The sequence below is a fragment of the Candidatus Lokiarchaeota archaeon genome (assembly GCA_014730275.1).
In the GTDB taxonomy this organism is placed as follows: domain Archaea; phylum Asgardarchaeota; class Thorarchaeia; order Thorarchaeales; family Thorarchaeaceae; genus WJIL01.
In genome coordinates this window covers 21380-43068 of sequence record WJIL01000052.1, presented here as the reverse complement: position 1 = coordinate 43068, position 21689 = coordinate 21380, and the positions used below count along the sequence as shown (strand labels likewise).

Sequence of the window (21689 nt, the reverse complement as noted above, 5' to 3'; positions counted from 1 at the left end):
AATCGGCTTGCCAGGATGTAGGAGTTTTGTTCCGGCGCTCCTCGACACGTTCGATTGAGGTATATACAAGCGAACTAATAAGAATTGTGATATTCGCGACCGCGGATTCTCATTTTGTGAATTTCTCAATATTCATACTGATTCTATACAAGCATTACATCATAGCATAAATTATATACATTTTCTCAATAATATGCCTGAAGGCGACTGGGGGCTACTCTTTCGCGAACGACGTTCTCTCTCCTCCTTCCGCGTTCTGAATGTGCCCCCTGCCACCCTTCTTTTTTTGGCTATCTATTCTCTTTGTGCTTTCCCTGATCCTCCCTGATTATATGACCACCATATTCATACTATATACACTTATTATATATTATTACATATCCATGTTCAACGGGTGACCCACCTCTCTCCCTCTCGGAAAGACATCCACACTCAATTGTTGACCATCTCTCGGGGGTCACCCCTATTCTTTTTTCCGAAGATTGTTGATGCTCTAGCAAGCGTTAAAAGGATGACACAAAGTGAAATCCCAGGAAAGGGAACCAAGATGTCAGACACTCTTTCAAGAGTCAAAGAATCAGTCAAGCGGATTCTCATGTATACGGCCGAGATAATAGCCTCAATAATTTTGCTAGTGCTAGTTTCACTTCCCTTGGTCTTTGTTGTTCCAATGTGGATTGAGTCGGTTGTACTTGGAACTCCAATCGGTGATCTTGCAATCAATCCGGTGCAGTGGTTCGGTGCACACCTTACTTTCTGGATTGAGGTGGGTTTGGCACTTTTCAGCTTCCTACTATTACAGGCATATCTGGTTCGAATTGATACAGAAGAAGCAAGTAATGAATAGTGGGCACATCATCGAACTGTAGTGAAACACCTGTGCTCAGGTAATCATGTTTTGATTAATCCCGCAATGTACAGGCTCATGTAGTCCTGTACATTGCTAGGAGTATGTTGGGCATTACACAGTATAATTATTCTTTCATGGTGATTTTGGAGGTTAGCTTCTCCACAACAGATTCGAATGCCTTTGAGACTTCAGTATCGGGTTCGGAAATCACAAATGGCTTCCCTTCGTCACTACGCTGAATCACCCTTGGATCAAGAGGAAGCGAGCCCAACAAATCTATTTGAAAATCTTCTGTTGCTTCTTTTGCTGCCCCTTCACCGTAGAGCTTGTACGATTCACCGCAATTCGGGCAAACAAACTCGCTCATGTTTTCAATTATGCCTAGTACCGGTACTCCCATCTTCTTAACAAGACGAACAGCACGTCTAGCATCGAGTACTGCGACTTCCTGAGGAGTACTCACAACGACGACTCCATCGATGTCTGGAATTGATTGAAGAATACTGAGAATCTCATCACCTGTACCAGGTGGAAGGTCAACAACCAGTACATCTAGTTCTCCCCACGTGACATTACCTAGGAACTGACTGATTGTCTTCGCTACCAGCGGTCCTCTCCAAGCTACAGCGTCGTCTTTGTTCCGTAGCAGAAAAGCCATGCTCATTACCTTTGTATTCAGCGGTCCCCTAACCGGTTGAATCATCTTCTCCTCGGCCGTTGGATGTTGTCCCTCTAAGCCAAGAAGCTTTGGAACATTAGGCCCGTATATGTCTACATCCAGTATTCCGGCCTGTTTTCCTTTCTTAGCAAAAGACATGGCCAGATTGGTTGCAACAGTAGTCTTACCTACACCGCCTTTCCCACTAAGTATCACAATTTTGTGTTTGACGTTTTTCATAGCCTTCTCTACTTCGGGAGGTACCATCGATTTTGATTTGGACATTTCAACAATCCTCTGTGCTGTATTGCCTAGCTCGTTCCTATCAAAAAAGAATTTAGATACGACTAAACATTTTGAGTGCTAACTTGTGCCCCTCCACAGCGATAGCAGCTTTCTAGCCAGCGTTTCGGTGGATGCAGCGGCGAAGCTCATCCTTTGTTCGTATTCTATTGGCAGGTTAAGTCGAGAACCTGTGGAATCAACCACATATCCGCCAGCCTCGGTAACCATATGTGTGCCTGACACATGCACAATCGGTAGCACACCGCGGAGATCCAGCATTGCGTCAAGCCCGCCTGCAGCAGTCCAGCATAGATCTAGTAGATTGCTTGCACTGCGGCGCATATCAAACACATTTTCTAATACGCGTACCGAGGCAGCTGTAAACTCTTTATCCCATTTCTTCTTGGTATCATAAGAAACAATTATCTCTTCCATGGGCTTGGGCTGAGCAGGGTCCACAAGTTCACCATTGAGGGTAACCCCTTGGTTTTTGATTGCCATATACGTCTCATCGGTGAAGAATGAACGAATAACACTTGCCTCAATATCATCCGTTGTCATCTTTTCGTCATAGGGCAAGACAGAGATACCGATTGAGCAGATTGGTATACCACGTTCTAGGTTGGCGGAGCCATCAATCGGATCGATGATAGCAAGATACTCTGGTTGGCTTTCATTCTTGATTATGCCCTGTTCCTCTGTCATAATCGAAAAGCTGGTGCCAGATTGTTGCAAGATTTCGATAATTATATCTTCTGCTTCCTTATCAAGAGCTAGGGTCTGGTCTCCAAATGGATTTCTCTTTCCTGTTTTCTCGGCTGCCTTGTCTATATTCCTAAGTACTAATTCACGAGCTGATTCTGCGGCTTTTTGGATAAGATCGATGAGTGTCATAATGAGGTTTCCATTATAGCGCTGATATTCCAACCGTTTAAATGCTCTCGCTCAGGACACATCCTAGAACCGGAATGGTGCACATCATGGATTTCCTGGGCGGCAAGAAAGAAGTTGATGCCGAAAGAGGAATTCTAGAAATAAAGAGCACTATGAATGCGATTACGCTCAGAATAAGACAGCTTGAAACCCGTATTTCACAGAAGCATAATGCGGCAAAAAAGGCCATAAAACAAGGAAACAGGAGTTTGGCCAAATCTCATCTGGGCGTTGCGGTAGATCTTGAGAAACGTTTAGGGAGATACCAACAGCAGTTCCAAACACTCCAATCTGCACTTATGAGCATCGAGGAATCCACGGATCAGACTGATGTTCTCAAGACTCTTCGGATTGCAAATAGAGCTTTGAATCAGGCTCGTGAGAATCTATCTCCAGCTGAGATACAAGAGGAAATGGACAGGTTGTCTGATTCTTTGGAAAGAATCTCCATTTCAAGCGAGCTTCTATCGGAGGATCTCGTTGGAACGGGAACTAGTGTTAGTGAGAAGAAAGAAATCGAAAAACGGCTGAGCGAAATGGAAGCCGAAGTTTTGATGGAGAAACAATCTACTGTTCCTTCTGTGGAACAACAACACATAGCAGCCAGACGAAAGAAGGAGGCTGCATCTGATAGGGTTGAAGAGCTTCTACTGGAGCTTGAAGAGGAAGCCCGGATGGAGAAGGAGAGAAGCTCTTAGGCCTAAACTGAATTCTTTGGGGTTAGATAACAATGATAGAGCTTGCCATATTCGATGTTGATGGCACCCTCACAACGCATTCCTCTATCTGGTGGAGGCTGCATGAACACTTTGGGACTGAGAATAAAGGCAAGGAGTATTTTGACCGCTATTTTGCTGGCGAAATTGATTACAACGAATGGGCTAAACTCGATGCATCCTTGTGGAAAGGGGAGGCGATTGGTGATGCAAGAAAATTGATCAAATCATCTGATCTGACTCCTGGTGCAATAGAGACGGTCGAATCTCTAAGGAATGATGGTGTCAAGTTAGCCATCGTGTCTGGTGGACTTGATATCGCGGCGAATTATATTGGAAGTATTTTGGATATAGACTGCGTGGTGACAAATAGGTTACTCCATAAGAATGGAAAAATAACCGGCGAAGTAGATGTTCAGGTTGGATGGGGCGCGAAGGGCACTGTAATCCAAACAATAGCTGACCACTTTGATGTTTCCCTAGAACATACTGCGTATATAGGGGATGGACGGAATGATGTGAGTGCTTTTTCTCATGTTGGGCTTTCCATAGCTTTCTGCCCGGAATATGAGGAAGTAGCGGAGGCTGCTGATCTTGTCATACATGAGAACGATTTGCGCCTTATTTTACCTTGGATATCTAATGCCTGAGCCTGTATTCAGAATCACAACCTCTTCCTTCTTGTCTATGCTTCCTTGTTCAACCAGCTTTTTCGTTCCAGCGACAGCGATTGCGGCTTCTGGACACATATCAAGCCCTTCCTTCTCCGCTACTAGTTGTCTTGTTTCTTGGATTGATTCTTCGTGTGCAGCTACAGCCCCTCCTTGTGATTCTCTCAACACGTCGAGAACAAGTCTATCTGCAAATGGTTTGGGAACCCGGAGCCCAAGTGCTTTTGTCTCACTATTGCTCCAAGGCTCCACTTCTACAGTTTCTTCCTTGAACGCTCGAACAACTGGCGCACAGCCCTCGCTTTGAGCGGCAAACATCCGAGGTCTGGTATCTCCGATAAGGCCTACCTCTTCGAGCTCTTTGAGGCTCTTCCATATGCCAAGAAGCGCGGTTCCTCCCCCAGTAGGACATACAATCACATCAGGTAGGGACCATTTCAATTGCTCACATATTTCAAATCCTAGTGTCTTCTTTCCCTCTACTCGAAACGGTTCTTTTGTTGTTGAGACATCCGTCCAATTCTTCTCGCTCTCATTTACTGCTATACCGCAGTCTGCAATGGTTCCTTCTACGGGTATGACCTCTGCGCCGTACTGATAGCAAGCTTGGAAGAATGTATCGTGCGTATCCTGAGGCATATAGACGGTTGCTTGACCCCCAGCAACCGCAGCATATGCAGACATGGATATCGCGGCATTGCCAGCAGACGGAATAACGTAATGGTTGCTTCCAAGCTGATTGTGCTTCGAGATTGCTGCACTTAATCCCCGGTCTTTGAAGCTTAGTGTCGGATTCTGTGGTTCCTGCTTGATACGTAGCAAATCCAACCCTATATGTTCGTGAATCCGTTTTGTTTGCAACAAAGACGTCCAACCTTCGCCCAAACTAATCGCGCTGTGAGAATCTACAGGTAGTAAACTGGCATATCGCCACATCGAATTTACTTGGTCAGGAAAGCTTCCTTCTGCAATATCCTCCCTTACCTTGTCTATATCATATCTCGCGAACAGGGCAGACCCGCATGAGCAGTAGGTGATTCCTTTTTCGGCTTCATATTGCTTTCCGCAGTTTGGACATTCAAGATGAGTCATCTGTGAGCACATGGTGCCAACACACAGACTACGGGGAAGCACACCCTTATTTGGTTGTTTTTCAATCTACTCCAAAAAGAGGGATGAACGTTTTGAGCGAGTCGCGAAGGTCAGTTCTACCATTCACTGCCATCGTGGGCTTGAAGCGACTCAAATTAGCACTTCTTCTTAATGGCGTGAACCCCCGAATCGGCGGTGTTTTAGTTTCTGGAGCTAAAGGAACTGGCAAGACAACGATAGTACGAGCGCTAGCCGATTTATTACCTAAAGTGGAAGTGGTGCAGGACTGCCCATTTAGTTGTGACCCCTCAAACGAAGAGATCCTCTGTGCCGATTGTCGTGCGCGTGTTGAATCAGGTGAAACTCTTCAGACTGAAATGAGAAAAATGCGCGTTGTTAATCTGCCACTTTCTACAACAGAGGATCGGCTAGTTGGATCCCTCGATATAGAACAGATTTTGCAGGAAGGAACTCGGGTCTTACAGCCAGGAATTCTCGCAGAAGCTAATCAGAATATATTGTATGTGGACGAGGTGAATCTACTGCCTGATCACCTTGTTGATGATTTGCTTGACGCTGCGGCAACAGAAGTTAATGTGATAGAACGTGAAGGTATTTCTGTCTCTCATCCCGCTGATTTCGTATTGATGGGCTCCATGAACCCCGAGGAAGGGGAGCTTAGACCTCAGCTACTGGATCGTTTCCCATTACACGTATCAGTAGGAGGGAATCACTCAATCGAAGAAAGGATGCAGCTGGTCAGACGCAATCTCCAATTTGAACAAAATCCTAAGACGTTTAGGGAGAATTGGTTAGAAGCCCAAAAGGAGTTACGGGAGCGAATTGTGAAGGCTCGCGAGATTCTCGATGAGGTGGCGCTAGATGAATCGAAGTTGCGTGCTATTGCTATGGCTTGTGATGCCTTGGAGGTAGATGGGGTCCGACCTGATATCGTAATTAGCAAAACCGCGATAACCCATGCAGCCTTTCAAGGACGAAAACATGTCACGTTAGAAGATATGAAACTGGGCGCTCAATTGGCTTTGAGTCATAGGACTCGTCGTGGCGGCCTACTTGAGCCACCCTCTCCAGATGAAATTGACAAGGCTATTACTCGTGCTGCAAATATCACCAAAACTAGTGACAAGCGTAAATCACCAACCGAAGTTCCTGCTTCCTCGGAGGAGACGGAAGAAAGAAAGAGCGGGGGCAAATTTGGAAGGCAATCTTCCTTTGCAATTTGGGGAAAACAAGACGGTAAAAAAAAACCCCGTCGAAAATAAGGAATCCTAGGGGGCTCCCGATTAAGGGAACTCTCATCGCGGTTATCATGATGGCATTCTTTGGATTCTTTGCTTGGATTTACTTGAGTCCATTGAACCTTTTTTTCGGACCTTGGCTTGGCGTTTTTCCCCCTGTTCCACTACTGATTGTCAATACAGCAATCTATGTCCCACTTATCGCCTATACGGTTAGAAAATGGCTTCGCACCATGCAGAAACGAAAGAGTGGTCCTGCAGCGGGGATTGATGTAGTTGAGCCAGGAAAGGCAAAACCCGAACCGGGAGATGAGTGGGGAATAGCAAAGAGAGAATACAGCGATAGTGAAAAATCTCAGGTCATTGGTTCCAAGTCAGACATTCGCCACCCCCCTCTAGATCTCGAGGATACTTTCTTTGTTAAGACTCCTGACTTGGATGCTGGCGAACCCATCTTCGAAGAGGAGGAACTCAAAAGAAGAGCAATGGTCCGGTCCAGGGTTACGTCTGGTGCATGGTCGAGAAAAAACAGAAGCTCTCGTTCTGTTGGGTCATTGCAATCCCCTGAAATTGCCCAGCATGGTCGATCCACGAGATCGCGTATACCTGTGGGAGAAATTCAGAGTATCGATCTCCCGGCATCGGTGGTGGCGGCTGTTACGCGAACTGGGAAATTCAGTGATGAAAATCACTTGAAAATCACGGAGTCAGACTTGAGGGAGCGAATATTCTCCGGCAAAACGCCCTTGACAATACTGCTTGTCATAGATGTGAGTATGTCTATCAAAGGGAGTTTGAAACATATCCGCAAAATCATACAGCGAATCGAGGATGAAACTCGTGGCTCTAAGGACCGTGTTGGACTTATCGCTTTCAAGGATAGTGGGGCCATTGAAGTTCAAGCTCCAACAACAAACTGGAATCGCCTTTATCGTGCTCTCTTGAAGCTCAGGATTTCAGGATTAACTCCTTTGGCCGAAGGGCTTATGAAATCGCTTCAGACTGTGAAGAGAGAACGGATGAGAAACCGTGGGATTCAACCACTTGTGGTTCTTCTCTCAGATTTCGCTCCCAACATACCTCTCGAACAATCAGCTGGTCCTGGACATCCTCGCTACACTCCTGTGCGCGACATTATCAAATCCACACGGATTTTGAAGAAGAATGATGTGCCTGTTGTACCAATTAACGTGAACAGAAGACAAGCCAAATGGAGTTCTATCTTGAAACGCCCATACCATCAAGCTTTGGAACTCGCCACACATCTTCGGATGAAGAAAGAGGGATACTCAAATGCCATTGAAACGATTCTGTCAGTTCCAGCATTTCGGAAAGAATTTGGTGCCTATCTTGTAGCAAAAATAGCAGGTAGTCGTGCTTTGCTTTGTTCAGAAGTAACCCGAGCAGATTCCGTAATAGACACTCTACTTGAAGCTGCTGCGAATACACCCTCGATACAAGTAAAAAACCTAAAGCAAGCTGATGCCTATCTCAAATGAGTTATTAACCCCACCCGCTCCAGAATTACTTGGATGAGTTATAGGAAACCATGCAATTGAAAGCCGCAGGATATTTCCTCTCTCTTTCCTGTAGTGCTATACGTTAGAACCCTAGAAAGGAGGTTGCGAAGTTGTTGCCAGGAAAAGTACCCCCTGAAATGTTGAAGGAGCTTGTTTTTACACATCTTGGCAAGAAAGATCCTGATTTAATTCTTGGTCCCGGTATAGGTCAAGATGCCTGTCTCATTAGATTTGGTGACAGGATACTCGTAGCGGCTACTGATCCTATTACTGGCTCCATTGAAGATGCAGGGTGGCTATCTGTGCATGTGAATGCCAATGATATCGCGACATTTGGAGTGTCTCCTAGATGGTTCTTGAACTCCATCATGCTGCCTGAGACATCAGGCGAAGATGATTTAGCGAAGATTATGCAACAAATTCACCAAGCAGCAGATTCTCTTGGGATTTCCGTGGCTGGTGGACATACAGAAATAACTCAAGGCCTTGACCGTCCGATTATTGCTGGTTTCATGTTAGGTCTTACGGAACCTGGAAAATACGTTACTTCGAGTGGTGCAGAAACTGAAGATACCATAATCATGACAAAGACTGCAGCCATCGAAGGAACGGCCATTCTGGCCTCAGAAGGCCGCAAGTATCTCTCAGAAGCAATAAGTAAAGACCTGGTTGAAAATGCGATTCAAATTCGGGATAGCATAAGTGTTGTTGAGGAAGGAATTACCGCGTTTCAAACTGGTCATGTAACTGCAATGCACGATCCGACTGAAGGTGGCATTGCAGGCGGGTTGCATGAAATGTGTGATGCGAGTGGTGTTGGTTTCAAAGTGAATCTGGATAGCATTCCTTTACATCCCTCAACAACTGAAATATGTGATATACTCGGAGTGAACTGGCTTAATCTGATAAGTAGTGGATGTATGCTCATAACGTGCTCATCTGCTCATGCTGAAGAAGTGGTGCATGAAATCGAGAAGAAGGGGGTTCAGGCGACCATTATTGGGAAAATTGTCGATGACAGCACAACCAGATTACTTGTGGAAGATGGTGAATACACCCATGTTAAGCGGTATGATAGCGATGCACTTTGGGGCGCATTGAAGACTCTCAATGAGAGAAAAGCGTCTTAAGCTGTTCAATCCGCTCATCTTCTACCGTGTCAATTACTATCGGCGCAATGGATATATTGCCGTTTTCTAGGACCTCATGAGCATCAGTTCCAGCAGGAGCATCTGCCGGTATACCTCGTAACCAGTAGTATGGGCTTCCATTCGGATCTATACGCCTATCTAGTTCATTCTCAATGCGTGCTTTTGCTGGCTTCGTAACAACAGTTTTGGTGTTATCAGCTATTTCTGATGGGAAATTTACATTAATTGCGTCAATTCCACCTGGGAGACCCGTGCTCAAAACCTTCTCAGTAATTCCAGTAGCAATTTTAGCGGCCTTTTGGTAGTCCTCCTGCACACCCTGAGAATTAAACCATTCATGTGGTTCAACCACCATTGAAAAGGCAATTCCAGGAATCCCCATAATTGCCCCTTCGAATACTGCTCCTACCGTTCCACTTGTTAGCATGCTCTGATAACCCAGATTCGCGCCACCATTTATTCCTGCTACTACCAAATCTATATCGGTCATGAAAGCTTTTGCTAAAACAACGGAATCAGCTGGGAGACCGGAGTGCTTTATCATTTCGTAATTGTCTTTCAGAATCCCTTCGCTGATTCTGATTGGACTGTTGAGAGTTAGCGCTTTGCCGGTTGCACTACGCTGATTGCTTGGCACGATAACCGTCAGACTACCAAGTTTGCTGAGACTGCTTGCCAACTCGAGTAATCCTGGGTGATCTGCGCCGTCGTCATTGGTTAGGCATATTTTCAACCGTGATCACTACCGTTACTTTTTCAGAGAGTTCTCTGAGCTCCTAATGAGTTCTCTGATTGGTAACTCAAAAAAAAATAGGGTGAACCGGAACAGGAGGCATTCCAGTTCCAGTTCCTAAACCCGTGTAGTTCTACAAATCGTGGGGGCTTAGTGTCTTTCGTCTATTGGCCGTTGTCCTCTTTGCTGCGGCCTTGAGTAGCTTCTCGACGTGCTTGTCCAGCTCATCGTAGAAATCTGATGCTACCATTAGATCGTTTTCTCTTGCGAAGTCTTGAATTGCTTTCTTAACTACATAGTCTGCCATGGTTTTTCCTCCGTTTTTCTCCACTCCTCATATAGGAATGCACAGAAAGAGAACAATGATGCCTTATAAGACTTCGCCAGATGCCTACTAGACGCGCTCTAAGACCATTTTGCATACTCTTTTCGTTTTTTCGAAATTAAAACCATTTTATGGAACAATATCCCTATTTTTTGAACCATTCCGTAATGATTTTTGTAATTTTCTTAGCGGCAGTTCCGTTTCCATATGGGCATGCTGCCGGCTCAAAGGACTCATGTAAAATGGCCTTGATGCGATTTGGAAAAACCGCAGGGTTCACCCCTACAACGTGTGCATAGCCAGAATCTACCGCTTCAGGGCGTTCTGTTGAGGTTCTGAGTACAAAAACACGCTTATTCAGAGATGGTGCAGTTGCCTCTTCTTGGATTCCTCCAGAATCTGTAAGGATATATGAGGATCCGTGCATCAGTTTTAGGAAGTCCAAATAAGGAACTGGCTCAATCAGTATCATTTGCTTGCTAGACTCCACTTTCTTCATCATGTCAAAATCCTTGAGCCGAGCAATTGTCCTAGGATGGGCAGAGAAGACGATATTCGTTTCGAGTTGAACAATACCTTCTATTAGGCCCTTCAAGATACTAGGATCGTCAACATTCTCAGCGCGATGTAACGTAAGGAGTGCATAATCCTCGAAATCGATATTGAGCCTATCTATGACATTGCTTTTTTTCAGCGCTATGGGCATGTACCGCTCAACCGCATCGATTACTGTGTTTCCCGTAATGTGCACTTCACCCCATACATTCTCTTTCTCCAGTATTTGAGCCGTTTCTACTGTTGGGGCAAAAAGAAGGGTACTAGCATGGTCTGTTAATCTACGATTGTGTTCCTCGGGCATCCGGATATCAAAGCTTCTGAGGCCCGCCTCAACGTGGGCGACGGGTATATTCAATTTTACTGCTGCTAATGCGGCGGACAACACCGCGTTTGTATCCCCTTGTACAATAACAAGTGGGGGCTTGATTCTCTGTAATTGTTTCTCTATCCCCAATAGTGCCTTCGCGGTTTGTTCAGAATGTGAACCCGAACCAATATTCAAATTCTTGTCTGGTTCTCTCAAATCCATGTCTTGAAAGAATGCATCGCTCATGTAACTTGAGTAATGCTGACCTGTATGAAGCAGGAAGAGATTATTCTTTTCACTCTCCCAAGCGTGGATTATCGGTGTCATCTTTATTATTTCGGGGCGAGTCCCGACGACTAAAAACGGTTCCACTTCAACTCACAAATAGCCGGTATATTGGATATACACATAAGGATGGTGGATATTTCGCTACCTAAGAACCAGTCGCTTCCTATTTGACTCATTGAACAGTAGCATTCTCTCGGAATAACTTTAAGTGAGTTGAAGCTCATTATCCGAATAGCAGGCTTTAGAGGTGTTGATGCTCTTTGAGATATGCCCATGGAATTGCCTTTTCAGCGCTCCTTTCAGGCATTATATTCAATGGCGCCGCTGTCATTAAGATGATGGGATATGGTCTTACTGATTTTGCTGCGCTGCAAGGAATTTGGCTGATGTATACAATATGGAGTGTAATCTCGCTAGTAATCCTAGTATTGCCAATTCTTATTGTCTATTTTCGTCGGAGAGAGATACTAAAGGAAGTTATTGTGTTTGAAATAGGGGGATTGGCCTTCTTCTCACCATTATGGTTACTGCTTGATATCGAGTTAACCGGTGATCCAGTATATGAAGTCTTATTGCTTGGTTTTCAGAATGCCTTGCCAATCGTTGGACTTGGGGGTCAAATCGTTGGCCTTAATCTGGGCCCAATCATAATCATTCCCTTACTTATTGGTTCCTTTCTGCTTGGAGTTTTCTTGCTTCGACCAAGTTTCGTTAACAGATTTTCAGAAACTGAGATGGCAGACTACGATGATATTGTAGTGCGTGGGGTTGACAAGGAACCATCAAAAGAAATGCATGACTTGCCAGATGTTAGCCAACCGACTCCTGATGAAGCGTCTCTTGATGAAATGAGAACCACACTAAAGCAAATTGGTATGTCTGAGAGTGCTATTCAGTCAGTGATTGATGCTGGATTGACAGGAGTAACAGATTTACTCTCGTCTAGCCCAAAGACCATCGCAAGATCGGTAGGCATAGAAGAATCACAAGCTGAGGAAATGCTAGTTAAGCTACAGAAGCAAGTCTGGGGCGCCCGAGTATAGTAGTTGAAAGAAAAATAATGCACAAGCTGGATAAGGGAGATTCTCCTCCCTATTCAGCTCTTATGAACACCTGTCTTGGTTATTGCGTCCAGGGCTACGGGAACCAATTTTTCTAGTTCTGGCTTATCAGTAATCTTTGCTTCATTTTGGATTGGTTCACCAATCACAACGCATACTGACCCAACTTTGACATTTCGAAGCTGTCCTAGAACGAACAGAACGGCAGCCTCCATTTCAGTAGCTAGGACGCCAGCTCGTTCCATCGCTTTCCATTTCTTCTCGAGTGCCTCAGGATTTGTTGTCATATCTGGGTGTTCACTATAGAATGCATCTTTGCTATGGCCAATGCCAATCCTGTATGTTGCCCCTCTTTGTTCGGCTGCTTCTGCAATTGACTGGACCAGAACCGGATCCGCAACTGCAGGGTATTCAATAGGCACATTCTGCACTGATGTACCATCATCTCGTACCGCCCCAGTGAATATGACCAAATCTCCAGATGATAGTGTTCTATCTATGGCACCGGCTGATCCGACACGGATAAACGATTTACAGCCAACCTTCACAAGCTCCTCAATTGCGATGGCTGCAGATGGACAACCGATACCTGTGGAACATACACCGACATCTACCCCGTCATATGTTCCTTTGTAGCTCCAGTACTCACGGTTCTGGGCTACCTGTGTAGGATTCTCAAAGTAAGTTTCTGCAATCGCTTTCGCTCTGCCTGGATCTCCAGGCAATAATACCCGTTGGGGCATTTCTCCTTTTGCTATTCCAATGTGGTATTCTGCTCCACTCATATTTCTTCACTGGCCTGTGCGGTGGAGGACAAAGTTGTAAAAAGGATTTTCCTGCCCCTTTCCTAATGACAGCGTTTTTAAGATTCAGATTCTCGCTCGACATAGGATTACAATGAGCCAAGACATCTCAGATCTCGAGCGGAAAATCCTTCGCTTCATTTTCGAGGACAATCATCGTGCTTCTGCGATTCAGAAAGCATTGAGCGGTCAAGAACAACGCTATACCCGGAATGATATTATTGCAGCCTTGAACTCCCTTGAGGAGAAGGACTTGGCTGAACGATACAGCAGTAAGAGCTGGATAGCAACCGGAGACGCCGAAGACTACCTTGAGTAGCCTTATTGAAGAGGTTTTCCGCATTCACCACAAAAGCGCACCGAGTCAGCAATTTCAGCACCACAGTATGGACATCTTCCAGCTCTCAAGCTGAATCTCTTTGTGAATGCGGATTTCTTGTGACTTTCTAGAAGGCCACTATGATGCAATTGATCTGTACCTTCTTCAATATCTTGATTCATCATCTCCACCATAAACATATTTTCTGAAATACAAGCTTGATTTATCTCATTGGCAAATGACATGCTAGACTCTATTCTTTCCGTAATCATTTCTGTGAGAAATGTGCTAAGATGATGGTCGGCATGCTCACACTCCAGTCCAAATGCAATACCTTCTTTCGGTATTATACAGGGTGTCATTACTTCAAGCTGATCGTCTTGATTATGCACGAAGACCTCTACATTGAGCTTGGTTAAAGGAGCAAGACCTGGAATATTGACACTTTTGAGAGCGAACTTCTCAAGTGATTGTAATTCTTCTTTGAGTTGCTGCACACGCCCCTCGATTTTCTCTTTCAACTTTTCACTGGCTTGATTCAATCGACTCTTCGCTTCAAGCAATTCATTTTCTGTCTGATCCCGCTCAAGCTCAAATTCAACAATGCGATGCTGGTGATTTCTGATTTGCATGTTGATTTCTTCTTCCAGCTTTCTACGTTTCTCTTCATAAGATTCTCTGATTTCTTTTTCGCGAGCAAGAACTTCTTTTTCTTCTGTGTGAAGGTTGGAAATGGTTTCTTCGTATTTTGGAACATTCTCCTCTAAATAGTTGGAAAGTTCCTCGAAGTGGCTGGTTGCTGATTCTACATCTTCCTTACTACGTGCTATCTTGCTGCGTCTATCCCTGATTGTCTCAAGAATCTTCTGCGAGAAAAAGGTCTCCAGCTCGTTGGTGCTGCGTGCGAAATCTGCAATTAGAGCTCTAAGGTCCATGGTTTCTTCCTGTTCTAACTGTTGGAGCTGGTCACTTTGCTTCTCTTTGAGCATCGAAATTTCCATATCTACGATATCGCGGAGATTCCTAGTTCGCTCTTCGGTTCTCTCTTGTTCCTTCTTGATCAGATTGTTAAGCTTCTTCGTCTCTGATTCAAGTGTCTTCTCTGCTAATTGCTGAATTTCACGCAAGCTTTGCAATCTGGTTCTTCTACTATCTAGAATCTGTTGGAATTCTTCGCTTGCATCCAACGCGACATGAGAGTCGATGATTTCGTTTAGAACCTCATCTCCTGTCTGTCCTTCTTGCTGGACGAAATGATTACCGACCGACAAGAACACAGCAGGATTGATTAACCCTTTTAGATACTTCACCTCTTTCTCTATACTCCCGAGTAGTGGGAGGATCCGGTCTGCCGCATTTGGAATTGTTTTCCAGCTATCCATCTCACTTCCTACTATGCGTTTGATTGCTCCTAGTTCTTTGTCGTTGGTGAATTCGAAAACGGTTGGTTCATCTCTAATAGCAGAGAGAATGATAGCTTCATGTTCCGAAATCTGTACGCACCAGAATGGAATCGGAACTCTTGCTAAAGCATAGCTCATCTTCTCTTCTATACTCGGTTCTGTTCTTGCAAGAGCAACAACGCTAGATTCAGATTCGGAAGCCGGTTCTAATCCGGAATCGGTTGTCTTCAATGCAAACGGAAGCCTTAGTCTCCTAACCATCTACGGCATACTCTCCTCGGTATCTGACTGAACAACCAATCAATTAACTCTTGCTGCGGCTGATTTGATAGCTCCCTGTAATCAAAGAATCCCTACTAGACTATCAACTATATTGTATGTGAGTTCAGGATGCTCTTCACAAAAGAGAGCAGTACGGACTGTATTGGTGGTAACAATTTCTCCATTGCTATTCTGAAACAGGTTTTCCAATAGCTCCTCTCCCTTGTCTATTAGGGGAAGTACATGTACCACTGCAAGCCCAACATCAGCCACTCCCTGTTCCCGTAGTCTTGCTTGCGTTTTTAGGAGAGTGCTCCCGCTTTTGGTTAAATCGTCAATGACTATGACGTTCTTGCCCCTCACATCCAAATCGCCAGTAAGTTGGACATGAAATGAATTTGACCTTTCTTTGCTGAAGCCCTTCACATTGAACCGCTGTTGTCCACCTATATCCGGCGTGACAATTTCATATTCCTCGAATCCAAACTTCTTGGCACCGAATTTGATGAGTTCCGGTGTGACATCAATGTACTCGAGTAAGTCGCGCTCCATGAAGTTCTGAACCCACTCGAGGTTTCTCGTAGCGTGCGGATTCACTACCCATATCTTATTGCAATTACGAGCTATTGTTTCAGTTGCCCATCTTGCAGATACTGCTTCTCCAGTTTCGAATGCTTTATCCTGTAATCCAAATGGCTGAAAGGTGAGAACTACTTCTACATGAGCTGGTGGCGGAATTGGTGTTGTTTCATAGTTCTTGCTTGCTTTTCGTTCCACGTCTATAGGTCTCTTAAGTGCATCAAGCATGAGCAGGAGTTCAACCACACTATCTGCTGTTGAGAAGAATGCACCATCATGGATTTTTCCTGTACAGGTCTGAACAACTACGACTCTTCTATCAGAGAGTTCCTCTATGTCCTCTATCCTGACGTAAATGTCCCCATTAGGGAATATCCGTTTATCATCATAATTCCTTGCACAGCAGTATACCCGGAATCCCTTGTCTTCGAAACGGGATTTGAGATGTTCAGCGCCGCTGGCTAAGACTATATCATAGTCCTTCCTTGGTGGATTCATCAACAATACGCCATGCCGGTTTCATTCTTGCTTCTTTATGAGCCTTGCGTCAATTCATATCGGGAGAATCTTGGCCAATATACCTGCTTGATGCCCGCTCATCATAACCTACAGCCGCAGCCGAACTAAGAGGAACCAACATCAATTGAACGATTCTCATGCCCGGATACAAAAGCACGGGGCTTAGATTGAAGCAATACACCTCCAGTGTCAACTTGGTCATCTCTTCCATTCCTGTACCGGGATTGACCAATCCTGCGGCGTGAACAATTATTCCTAAACGGGCAACACTTGATCGTCCTTCCAACAGTCCTGCATAATCACTTGATATAGCGATTCTCTCCTGTGTTTGGGCAAGCACGAATTGTCCAGGAAGAATCATGAAGGGGTCACCTTCTGTGTTAACTAATCTTGTATATTCTGCGGCTTCATGAGGTTTCTTGATATCCACTGGAGTTCCAGGATTGAACGTACGGAATACCGAATCAAGCCGTAAATCTATACTACAGGGACCAACGGAATCAGGGTCATAGGGCTCGATTCTGACTATTTTGGATTCTATTACCTTTTTCAGATCACGATCGGAAAGCAGGGGTATTACCTCTCTTTAGCTTCTGTTATTTGGAATTCATAGACGACAACCTAAAATGGTTGCTGTTCCATTATTCATATCCCTGTGTGTTCACCTTGCCTAATACTGCGCGAGATTTGCTACAGAAAATTGCAGAAGAGACGGGTCTATCATATGGTGAGCTTGCAAACCGTGTCAATACTGCCATGCACCAAGGACGGGACTTCGTTGAATCTGTTGAGTTGGTCCTGAAGGACGAAGGATTACCGGTAAACAAGTATCGCTTAAGACCAAAGGCCATTGCTCAGGAAATAGATTCTATTCTCAATCAAGACTACAGCCAGACAGTGATGATTTCGGCTGTACTTGCTAGAATGGCTGCTTCTGATGATGAGCCTAATTTCCCAATGCCAGCGTTTTTTGCATTTCTGGAATTCTTAGCAGATATTGAAGAACCACCCGAGGATGAGAAAAAGGAATCAGCAAATGAGATTGAGGAACACACAACACGCTTGATAGAGCTGTCAACCACGCTTGTCTCCCTTATATGCAGCTGGTCTAACGGCATGATTGCTGGTGTCTCCAAGGAATGCCCTGAATCCCTAACGGAAACCGCGAAGATTATCTTTCGTAGAGATCGTCTCTATCGGGCTGGTTTGTGGATATGCATCTCTTGTGGCAAAATCGTAGATTTCAGTGAAACTTCTGGTCTCATGTGTTCGAAATGTAGTTCCGGCTTGGGAGAATCATTCTTGGATTCTAATATGGAGAAAGACGAACGATTTGAGCGTACACGAACAGGTTATGGAAAAACAAAGCGAGAGGACCTTCTGAAATAGCCTTCCCCCATGAAAGAAGCCATTTTTCATTTGATTGGGCGTTTCTAGTTGAATCATCACATTTATGTACGGGGCATGGCTGGCCCGAAATGCCAAAGGCATTATGGTGAGTGAGGCATTATGGTGAGTAGCTACATCGAAGAAGTTTATGAAGCCTGTAAAGAAAAAGATCCCCGGCAAGATGTTTTTCATCAGGCTGTATATGAAGTGCTAGAAAGCCTTGAGCCAGCTTTAGAGAAGTTCCCTAAATACAAGGAACACGCTATTCTCGAGCGCATAGTTGAACCCGAGCGCGTAATCATATTCCGCGTTCCTTGGGTTGATAGGGATAACAAAACCAAAGTCAATCGTGGTTTCAGAGTTCAATTCAATTCTGCTATTGGACCATACAAAGGTGGGCTCAGATTTCATCCCACCGTTAGGCTTGGTTTAATCAAGTTCCTTGGTTTTGAACAAATTTTCAAGAACTCTCTAACTGGATTACCAATGGGCGGAGGAAAAGGAGGATCGGATTTTGATCCCCATGGAAAAACCGACGAAGAGGTACGGAATTTCTGCACCAGTTTCATGCTTGAACTTTACAAGCACATTGGTCAGTTTACTGATGTACCTGCTGGAGACATCGGTGTAGGTGCCCGTGAAATCGGTTATCTCTATGGGGCATATCGTAAGGCCACGAACAAACATGGTACCTGTGTTTTGACTGGAAAAGGTCAGACCTATGGAGGTTCTCTGATTCGCCCTGAAGCAACAGGGTACGGATGTGTCTATTTCACGGAAGAGATGCTGAAGAGTCGTGATGACACAATAAAGGGCAAGGAGGTCTGTATCTCCGGTTCTGGAAATGTCGCTCAGTACGCGGCTGAGAAGTGCATCGAGATGGGTGCTAAGGTCATTTCAATGAGCGACTCTGATGGCGCCGTATACGATCCTGATGGCATCGATAGGAAGAAACTAGACTGGATTCTCGAACTGAAGAATGTCCGCCGTGGACGGATTAAGGAATATGCAGAGGAGTTCGATGATGTTGACTTCGATCCCGAAAGCAGTCCATGGGATCTTGGTTGTGATGTGGCTCTTCCCTGTGCAACCCAAAACGAAGTCGACAAGAAAGAAGCACAGTCTCTAGTTGATAATGGTGTCATAGCAGTTGGTGAAGGAGCAAATATGCCCCTAACACCTGCTGCAATTGAAATCATCCAGGAAGCTGATGTACTGTACGGCCCTGGTAAAGCTGCAAACGCAGGTGGTGTTTCTGTATCCGGTCTGGAAATGGCCCAGAACAGTCAGAGATACTTCTGGAGCAGAGAAGAAGTGGATCGTAAGCTCCATGACATCATGATAAATATCCACAAGACCGCCTACGAAACTTCAGAAATGTTCGGTGAACCAGGTAATCTCATGCTTGGTGCGAATATTGCTGGTTTCCTGAAAGTTGCAGATGCTATGATTGCACAAGGCTACTTGATGTAAAATTAGTTTAGACCCCCTTCGGGGGTCACTCCTTATTTTTTCGAGTATTTTCTTTGAGGGGAATGACTACTTCCTGATGATTTCCAGTAGTTCACCGAGTCTATTCTGAATATCCACTTCAAGTGTACGCAGCTTGGCTAGTTCCTTCAGATTCTCGACATGTTGTTTTCGGTAATCCTCATCACTGATTTCTCCATTGCGACGTTTCAGCTCTAACTCATCCATTCGTGCTGAAATCTCGCTACGTTTGTCTCCAACAAGATCGAATCCCTGCTTCAAGCTCATCCATTCAATCATTGCATTGGAACGTTCTTTTTCAATACGTTTCTGTCTACGTTTCTCTTCTTCAAGTTTCTTGAGTTTTCGATTTGCTTTTCGTATCTTCCGTTGGATTTCAAAGAGTCTTGACTCAACTTCTCGCTTTATTTCGACCATCTGCGTAGATTTCTTCCAGTAGGCTCGATACTGCTCCATATGTTCTTCTTCGGTTATTTGGCCATTCTCAAGTTTCTCATCAAGTTCGTTTAGTTTCTCCTTGACCTGGTCAAGTTCCTTCTTGGCCTCAGTATAGGATTTGCGAAGGGCAACCCATTCCACAGAGTACTGGCTTAGAACCTCCTCTGGTTTTAAGAACAAATCTTCGTCATCCTTTCCTTCGCTATGACTCATTGAAATCACTGCAGTTTTTAACTCAGTAACTTAAGATATTTGTTGTGTCGTTTCTTGAGGAAAGACCTAAGAGTCATTTCTGAAATGAATCAATCGGGTTGGGCTGGATTTGAAAATCGATATCACTTTGGTTTCGGAAAATGAACGAAAGCAAAAACCTTCAGATCCCATGAATCTTACCTTCGGTAGTGTGTACACTGACCACATGCTGATTATGCGGTATCATGATGGGCAATGGCATACTCCCAAGATCAAACCATATGCCCAGCTGGAATTGAGTCCTGCGGCTTTGGTCCTCCACTATGGTCAGGGCATCTTTGAGGGAATGAAGGCCTATCGGCGGAGAGATTGTGTTCTACTGTTTCGTCCCCGTGAGAATTTCAAGCGATTGAATAGGTCGGCCAAACGCATGGTCATGCCTCAAATAGACAAGGGTTTTCTATTAGATGCCCTAGCAAAGCTCATCGATATTGAACGGGATTGGATTCCTCAGGTGCATGGGACATCCCTGTACATTCGACCTACAATGATTGCCACAGAGTCGAAGCTAGGAGTGAAACCTTCCGATGAGTATCTCTTCTACATTATCCTGAGCCCTGTCGGACCATACTTCAAGGAAGGATTCAGCCCTGTTCGCATATATGTCTCGAACGAATATACGAGAGCGGTCAAGGGTGGTGTCGGTGCAGCCAAAACTATGAGCAATTATGCTGCCAGTCTATTGGCTACGAAGAAGGCAAGTGAGAAGGGATATTCACAGGTGTTGTGGCTTGATGCTATAGAACGTAAGTATATCGAAGAATGCGGCACCATGAACATATTTGTCCGTTTTGATGACGAACTTGCTACTCCTCCGCTTAATGATACGATTCTACCTGGTATCACCCGGGATTCAGTATTGCAACTCGCGCGAGATTGGGGCTATGATGTTAACGAGCGAAAAATCTCGATTCACGAAACTATAGATGGTATCGAAAATGGCAAGGTGCTCGAGGTTTTCGGTACAGGAACCGCTGCTGTTATCGCACCTGTGGGTGAGCTTCATTTCAACAACTCGTCCTACCAGATAGCGAATGGAAAAGTCGGAGACCTCTCACAGAGGCTTTTCGACACCCTCACAGGTATCCAGTGCGGCGAAATCGATGATCCATATGATTGGATTTACGAAGTGTAGGAGAGGTCTAAGATTCTTGGCTCAGGCCCAATCTGGGTCTTCTTCATCCTCTTCCTTCTCTCGGAGTTCTCGCTCAAGCTTTGCACGACTTTCGTCAGGGTCCAAGTTGTCCCACTCGGGAGGCTTGCTTACGGATTCAGATTCTGGCTGCTCTTCATACTCATGCCCCTCATATGATTCTTCTGCGGGCTCATCATCTCTGTATGGGTATTCTCCATACTCTTCGTCAACTTCGTATGATTCCACTTCTTGATCTTCGTAAACTTCTTCTTCCTGCTCCCATTCCTCTTCAGGCACTTCACCCTCGTAGAGTTCTTTTTCCTCCTCCCACTCGTCTTCTTCATGTTCTTCTTCGTAGAGTTCGCGTTCTTTCTCCCATTCCTCCTCAGATTCTACTTCTTCATATGAATAGTCTTCGGGTTCTTCCTCCTCTTCAGATTCTTCTTCGACCTCGTATTCGTCTTCATACTCCTCTCCCTCTTCTTCAAATTCGAGCTCTTCATCAAGGGGAATCTTCCCGGATTCAATTTTCTCAAGAAGCAGGTTAAACATCCGTTCGATGACACTGGCTTTCCCCCGCGCCTCGAATTCCAATCCGCCAAGTTCAAATTCAAACTCGATGCTTTCCTCGTTTTTCTTCTCGAACTCTTTACGAACCATTATTTTCACGAGGAACTGCATTCCTTTTGTGCT

General features: G+C 44.9%; 23 protein-coding genes. 11 read left to right on the top strand and 12 right to left on the bottom strand.

Going from position 1 to position 21689, the window contains the following annotated elements; genetic code table 11:
* The first annotated feature begins 511 nt into the window (after positions 1 to 511).
* A complete protein-coding gene (locus tag GF309_05755; GenBank protein ID MBD3158278.1) occupies positions 512 to 847 on the top strand; it encodes a hypothetical protein in 336 nt (111 codons plus the stop codon).
* Between the two features lie 127 nt (positions 848 to 974).
* Here GF309_05755 and GF309_05750 read toward each other — a convergent pair whose 3' ends face one another.
* Both GF309_05750 and GF309_05745 read right to left on the bottom strand, forming a co-directional pair.
* Positions 975 to 1793 (bottom strand): P-loop NTPase, encoded by an 819-nt coding sequence (locus tag GF309_05750; GenBank protein ID MBD3158277.1) that lies wholly within the window; start codon positions 1791 to 1793, stop codon positions 975 to 977.
* A 78-nt stretch (positions 1794 to 1871) separates the two neighbouring features.
* On the bottom strand, positions 1872 to 2687 hold the full coding sequence (locus GF309_05745) for a hypothetical protein (protein MBD3158276.1): 816 nt from the start codon (positions 2685 to 2687) through the stop codon (positions 1872 to 1874).
* Between the two features lie 41 nt (positions 2688 to 2728).
* Between GF309_05745 and GF309_05740 the strand changes: the two genes are divergently transcribed.
* Positions 2729 to 3424, top strand: a complete 696-nt coding sequence (locus tag GF309_05740; protein MBD3158275.1) for a hypothetical protein — start codon at positions 2729 to 2731, stop codon at positions 3422 to 3424.
* A 32-nt stretch (positions 3425 to 3456) separates the two neighbouring features.
* Complete coding sequence (locus GF309_05735; protein ID MBD3158274.1) at positions 3457 to 4092, top strand: HAD-IB family phosphatase; 636 nt, start codon at positions 3457 to 3459, stop codon at positions 4090 to 4092.
* Here GF309_05735 and GF309_05730 read toward each other — a convergent pair.
* Positions 4069 to 5217, bottom strand: a complete 1149-nt coding sequence (locus GF309_05730) for a threonine synthase (GenBank protein MBD3158273.1) — start codon at positions 5215 to 5217, stop codon at positions 4069 to 4071. The genes GF309_05735 and GF309_05730 overlap by 24 nt on opposite strands.
* On the opposite strand from GF309_05730, the gene GF309_05725 reads away from it, so the two are divergent.
* The 3 genes from GF309_05725 (at position 5208) to GF309_05715 (ending at position 9114) form a co-directional block, all read left to right on the top strand.
* Positions 5208 to 6488 (top strand): AAA domain-containing protein, encoded by a 1281-nt coding sequence (locus GF309_05725; protein MBD3158272.1) that lies wholly within the window; start codon positions 5208 to 5210, stop codon positions 6486 to 6488. The two genes, GF309_05730 and GF309_05725, sit on opposite strands and share 10 nt — an antisense overlap.
* Before the next feature lie 47 nt (positions 6489 to 6535).
* The gene (locus GF309_05720; protein ID MBD3158271.1) at positions 6536 to 7963 is read left to right on the top strand and encodes a VWA domain-containing protein; all 1428 of its coding nucleotides are present in this window, start codon (positions 6536 to 6538) and stop codon (positions 7961 to 7963) included.
* Between the two features lie 158 nt (positions 7964 to 8121).
* The gene (locus GF309_05715) at positions 8122 to 9114 is read left to right on the top strand and encodes a hydrogenase (protein MBD3158270.1); all 993 of its coding nucleotides are present in this window, start codon (positions 8122 to 8124) and stop codon (positions 9112 to 9114) included.
* Here GF309_05715 and surE read toward each other — a convergent pair.
* From surE to GF309_05700, 3 genes are all read right to left on the bottom strand, one after another.
* On the bottom strand, positions 9092 to 9868 hold the full coding sequence (surE, locus tag GF309_05710) for a 5'/3'-nucleotidase SurE (GenBank protein MBD3158269.1): 777 nt from the start codon (positions 9866 to 9868) through the stop codon (positions 9092 to 9094). The two genes, GF309_05715 and surE, sit on opposite strands and share 23 nt — an antisense overlap.
* Before the next feature lie 133 nt (positions 9869 to 10001).
* Entirely contained in the window at positions 10002 to 10175 is a 174-nt protein-coding gene (locus tag GF309_05705) for a DUF1931 domain-containing protein (GenBank protein ID MBD3158268.1), read from the bottom strand.
* Between the two features lie 163 nt (positions 10176 to 10338).
* On the bottom strand, positions 10339 to 11430 hold the full coding sequence (locus tag GF309_05700; protein ID MBD3158267.1) for a UDP-N-acetylglucosamine 2-epimerase (non-hydrolyzing): 1092 nt from the start codon (positions 11428 to 11430) through the stop codon (positions 10339 to 10341).
* A 176-nt stretch (positions 11431 to 11606) separates the two neighbouring features.
* Here GF309_05700 and GF309_05695 point away from each other — a divergent pair, with 176 nt between their 5' ends.
* Positions 11607 to 12389: a hypothetical protein gene (locus GF309_05695; protein ID MBD3158266.1), complete on the top strand. Its 783-nt coding sequence runs from the start codon at positions 11607 to 11609 to the stop codon at positions 12387 to 12389.
* Positions 12390 to 12442: 53 nt separating this feature from the next.
* On the opposite strand, the gene GF309_05690 is transcribed toward GF309_05695, so the two are convergent.
* Positions 12443 to 13192: a uridine phosphorylase gene (locus GF309_05690; GenBank protein MBD3158265.1), complete on the bottom strand. Its 750-nt coding sequence runs from the start codon at positions 13190 to 13192 to the stop codon at positions 12443 to 12445.
* A gap of 112 nt (positions 13193 to 13304) precedes the next feature.
* Between GF309_05690 and GF309_05685 the strand changes: the two genes are divergently transcribed.
* A complete protein-coding gene (locus GF309_05685; protein MBD3158264.1) occupies positions 13305 to 13529 on the top strand; it encodes a hypothetical protein in 225 nt (74 codons plus the stop codon).
* A 2-nt stretch (positions 13530 to 13531) separates the two neighbouring features.
* Here GF309_05685 and GF309_05680 read toward each other — a convergent pair whose 3' ends face one another.
* The 3 genes from GF309_05680 to dcd form a co-directional block, all read right to left on the bottom strand.
* Positions 13532 to 15193, bottom strand: a complete 1662-nt coding sequence (locus tag GF309_05680) for a zinc-ribbon domain-containing protein (protein MBD3158263.1) — start codon at positions 15191 to 15193, stop codon at positions 13532 to 13534.
* Positions 15194 to 15274: 81 nt separating this feature from the next.
* Entirely contained in the window at positions 15275 to 16270 is a 996-nt protein-coding gene (locus GF309_05675; protein ID MBD3158262.1) for a hypothetical protein, read from the bottom strand.
* 49 nt (positions 16271 to 16319) lie between these two features.
* Entirely contained in the window at positions 16320 to 16868 is a 549-nt protein-coding gene (gene dcd / locus GF309_05670) for a dCTP deaminase (protein MBD3158261.1), read from the bottom strand.
* A gap of 89 nt (positions 16869 to 16957) precedes the next feature.
* On the opposite strand from dcd, the gene GF309_05665 reads away from it, so the two are divergent.
* Positions 16958 to 17680, top strand: coding sequence for a hypothetical protein (locus tag GF309_05665; GenBank protein ID MBD3158260.1), 723 nt, complete (start codon positions 16958 to 16960; stop codon positions 17678 to 17680).
* A gap of 120 nt (positions 17681 to 17800) precedes the next feature.
* Positions 17801 to 19153: an NADP-specific glutamate dehydrogenase gene (locus tag GF309_05660; GenBank protein MBD3158259.1), complete on the top strand. Its 1353-nt coding sequence runs from the start codon at positions 17801 to 17803 to the stop codon at positions 19151 to 19153.
* Positions 19154 to 19219: 66 nt separating this feature from the next.
* On the opposite strand, the gene GF309_05655 is transcribed toward GF309_05660, so the two are convergent.
* The gene (locus GF309_05655) at positions 19220 to 19822 is read right to left on the bottom strand and encodes a hypothetical protein (protein MBD3158258.1); all 603 of its coding nucleotides are present in this window, start codon (positions 19820 to 19822) and stop codon (positions 19220 to 19222) included.
* Positions 19823 to 19925: 103 nt separating this feature from the next.
* On the opposite strand from GF309_05655, the gene GF309_05650 reads away from it, so the two are divergent.
* Positions 19926 to 20996, top strand: a complete 1071-nt coding sequence (locus GF309_05650) for a branched-chain amino acid aminotransferase (protein MBD3158257.1) — start codon at positions 19926 to 19928, stop codon at positions 20994 to 20996.
* A gap of 21 nt (positions 20997 to 21017) precedes the next feature.
* Here GF309_05650 and GF309_05645 read toward each other — a convergent pair whose 3' ends face one another.
* Positions 21018 to 21656 carry an AAA family ATPase gene (locus tag GF309_05645; protein ID MBD3158256.1) on the bottom strand — a complete coding sequence of 213 codons (639 nt, stop codon included), beginning with the start codon at positions 21654 to 21656 and terminating at the stop codon, positions 21018 to 21020.
* Positions 21657 to 21689 lie beyond the last annotated feature (33 nt).

Excerpts from the sequence above, each read along its gene's own strand:
- GF309_05755 (MBD3158278.1), top strand. The coding sequence starts at position 512 with ATGACACAAAGTGAAATCCCAGGAAAGGGAACCAAGATGTCAGACACT.
- GF309_05750 (MBD3158277.1), bottom strand. The coding sequence starts at position 1,793 with ATGTCCAAATCAAAATCGATGGTACCTCCCGAAGTAGAGAAGGCTATG.
- GF309_05745 (MBD3158276.1), bottom strand. The coding sequence starts at position 2,687 with ATGACACTCATCGATCTTATCCAAAAAGCCGCAGAATCAGCTCGTGAA.
- GF309_05740 (MBD3158275.1), top strand. The coding sequence starts at position 2,729 with ATGCTCTCGCTCAGGACACATCCTAGAACCGGAATGGTGCACATCATG.
- GF309_05735 (MBD3158274.1), top strand. The coding sequence starts at position 3,457 with ATGATAGAGCTTGCCATATTCGATGTTGATGGCACCCTCACAACGCAT.
- GF309_05730 (MBD3158273.1), bottom strand. The coding sequence starts at position 5,217 with ATGTGCTCACAGATGACTCATCTTGAATGTCCAAACTGCGGAAAGCAA.
- GF309_05720 (MBD3158271.1), top strand. The coding sequence starts at position 6,536 with ATGATGGCATTCTTTGGATTCTTTGCTTGGATTTACTTGAGTCCATTG.
- GF309_05715 (MBD3158270.1), top strand. The coding sequence starts at position 8,122 with ATGTTGAAGGAGCTTGTTTTTACACATCTTGGCAAGAAAGATCCTGAT.
- GF309_05705 (MBD3158268.1), bottom strand. The coding sequence starts at position 10,175 with ATGGCAGACTATGTAGTTAAGAAAGCAATTCAAGACTTCGCAAGAGAA.
- GF309_05690 (MBD3158265.1), bottom strand. The coding sequence starts at position 13,192 with ATGAGTGGAGCAGAATACCACATTGGAATAGCAAAAGGAGAAATGCCC.
- GF309_05685 (MBD3158264.1), top strand. The coding sequence starts at position 13,305 with ATGAGCCAAGACATCTCAGATCTCGAGCGGAAAATCCTTCGCTTCATT.
- GF309_05680 (MBD3158263.1), bottom strand. The coding sequence starts at position 15,193 with ATGGTTAGGAGACTAAGGCTTCCGTTTGCATTGAAGACAACCGATTCC.
- GF309_05675 (MBD3158262.1), bottom strand. The coding sequence starts at position 16,270 with ATGAATCCACCAAGGAAGGACTATGATATAGTCTTAGCCAGCGGCGCT.
- GF309_05660 (MBD3158259.1), top strand. The coding sequence starts at position 17,801 with ATGGTGAGTAGCTACATCGAAGAAGTTTATGAAGCCTGTAAAGAAAAA.
- GF309_05655 (MBD3158258.1), bottom strand. The coding sequence starts at position 19,822 with ATGAGTCATAGCGAAGGAAAGGATGACGAAGATTTGTTCTTAAAACCA.
- GF309_05645 (MBD3158256.1), bottom strand. The coding sequence starts at position 21,656 with ATGGTTCGTAAAGAGTTCGAGAAGAAAAACGAGGAAAGCATCGAGTTT.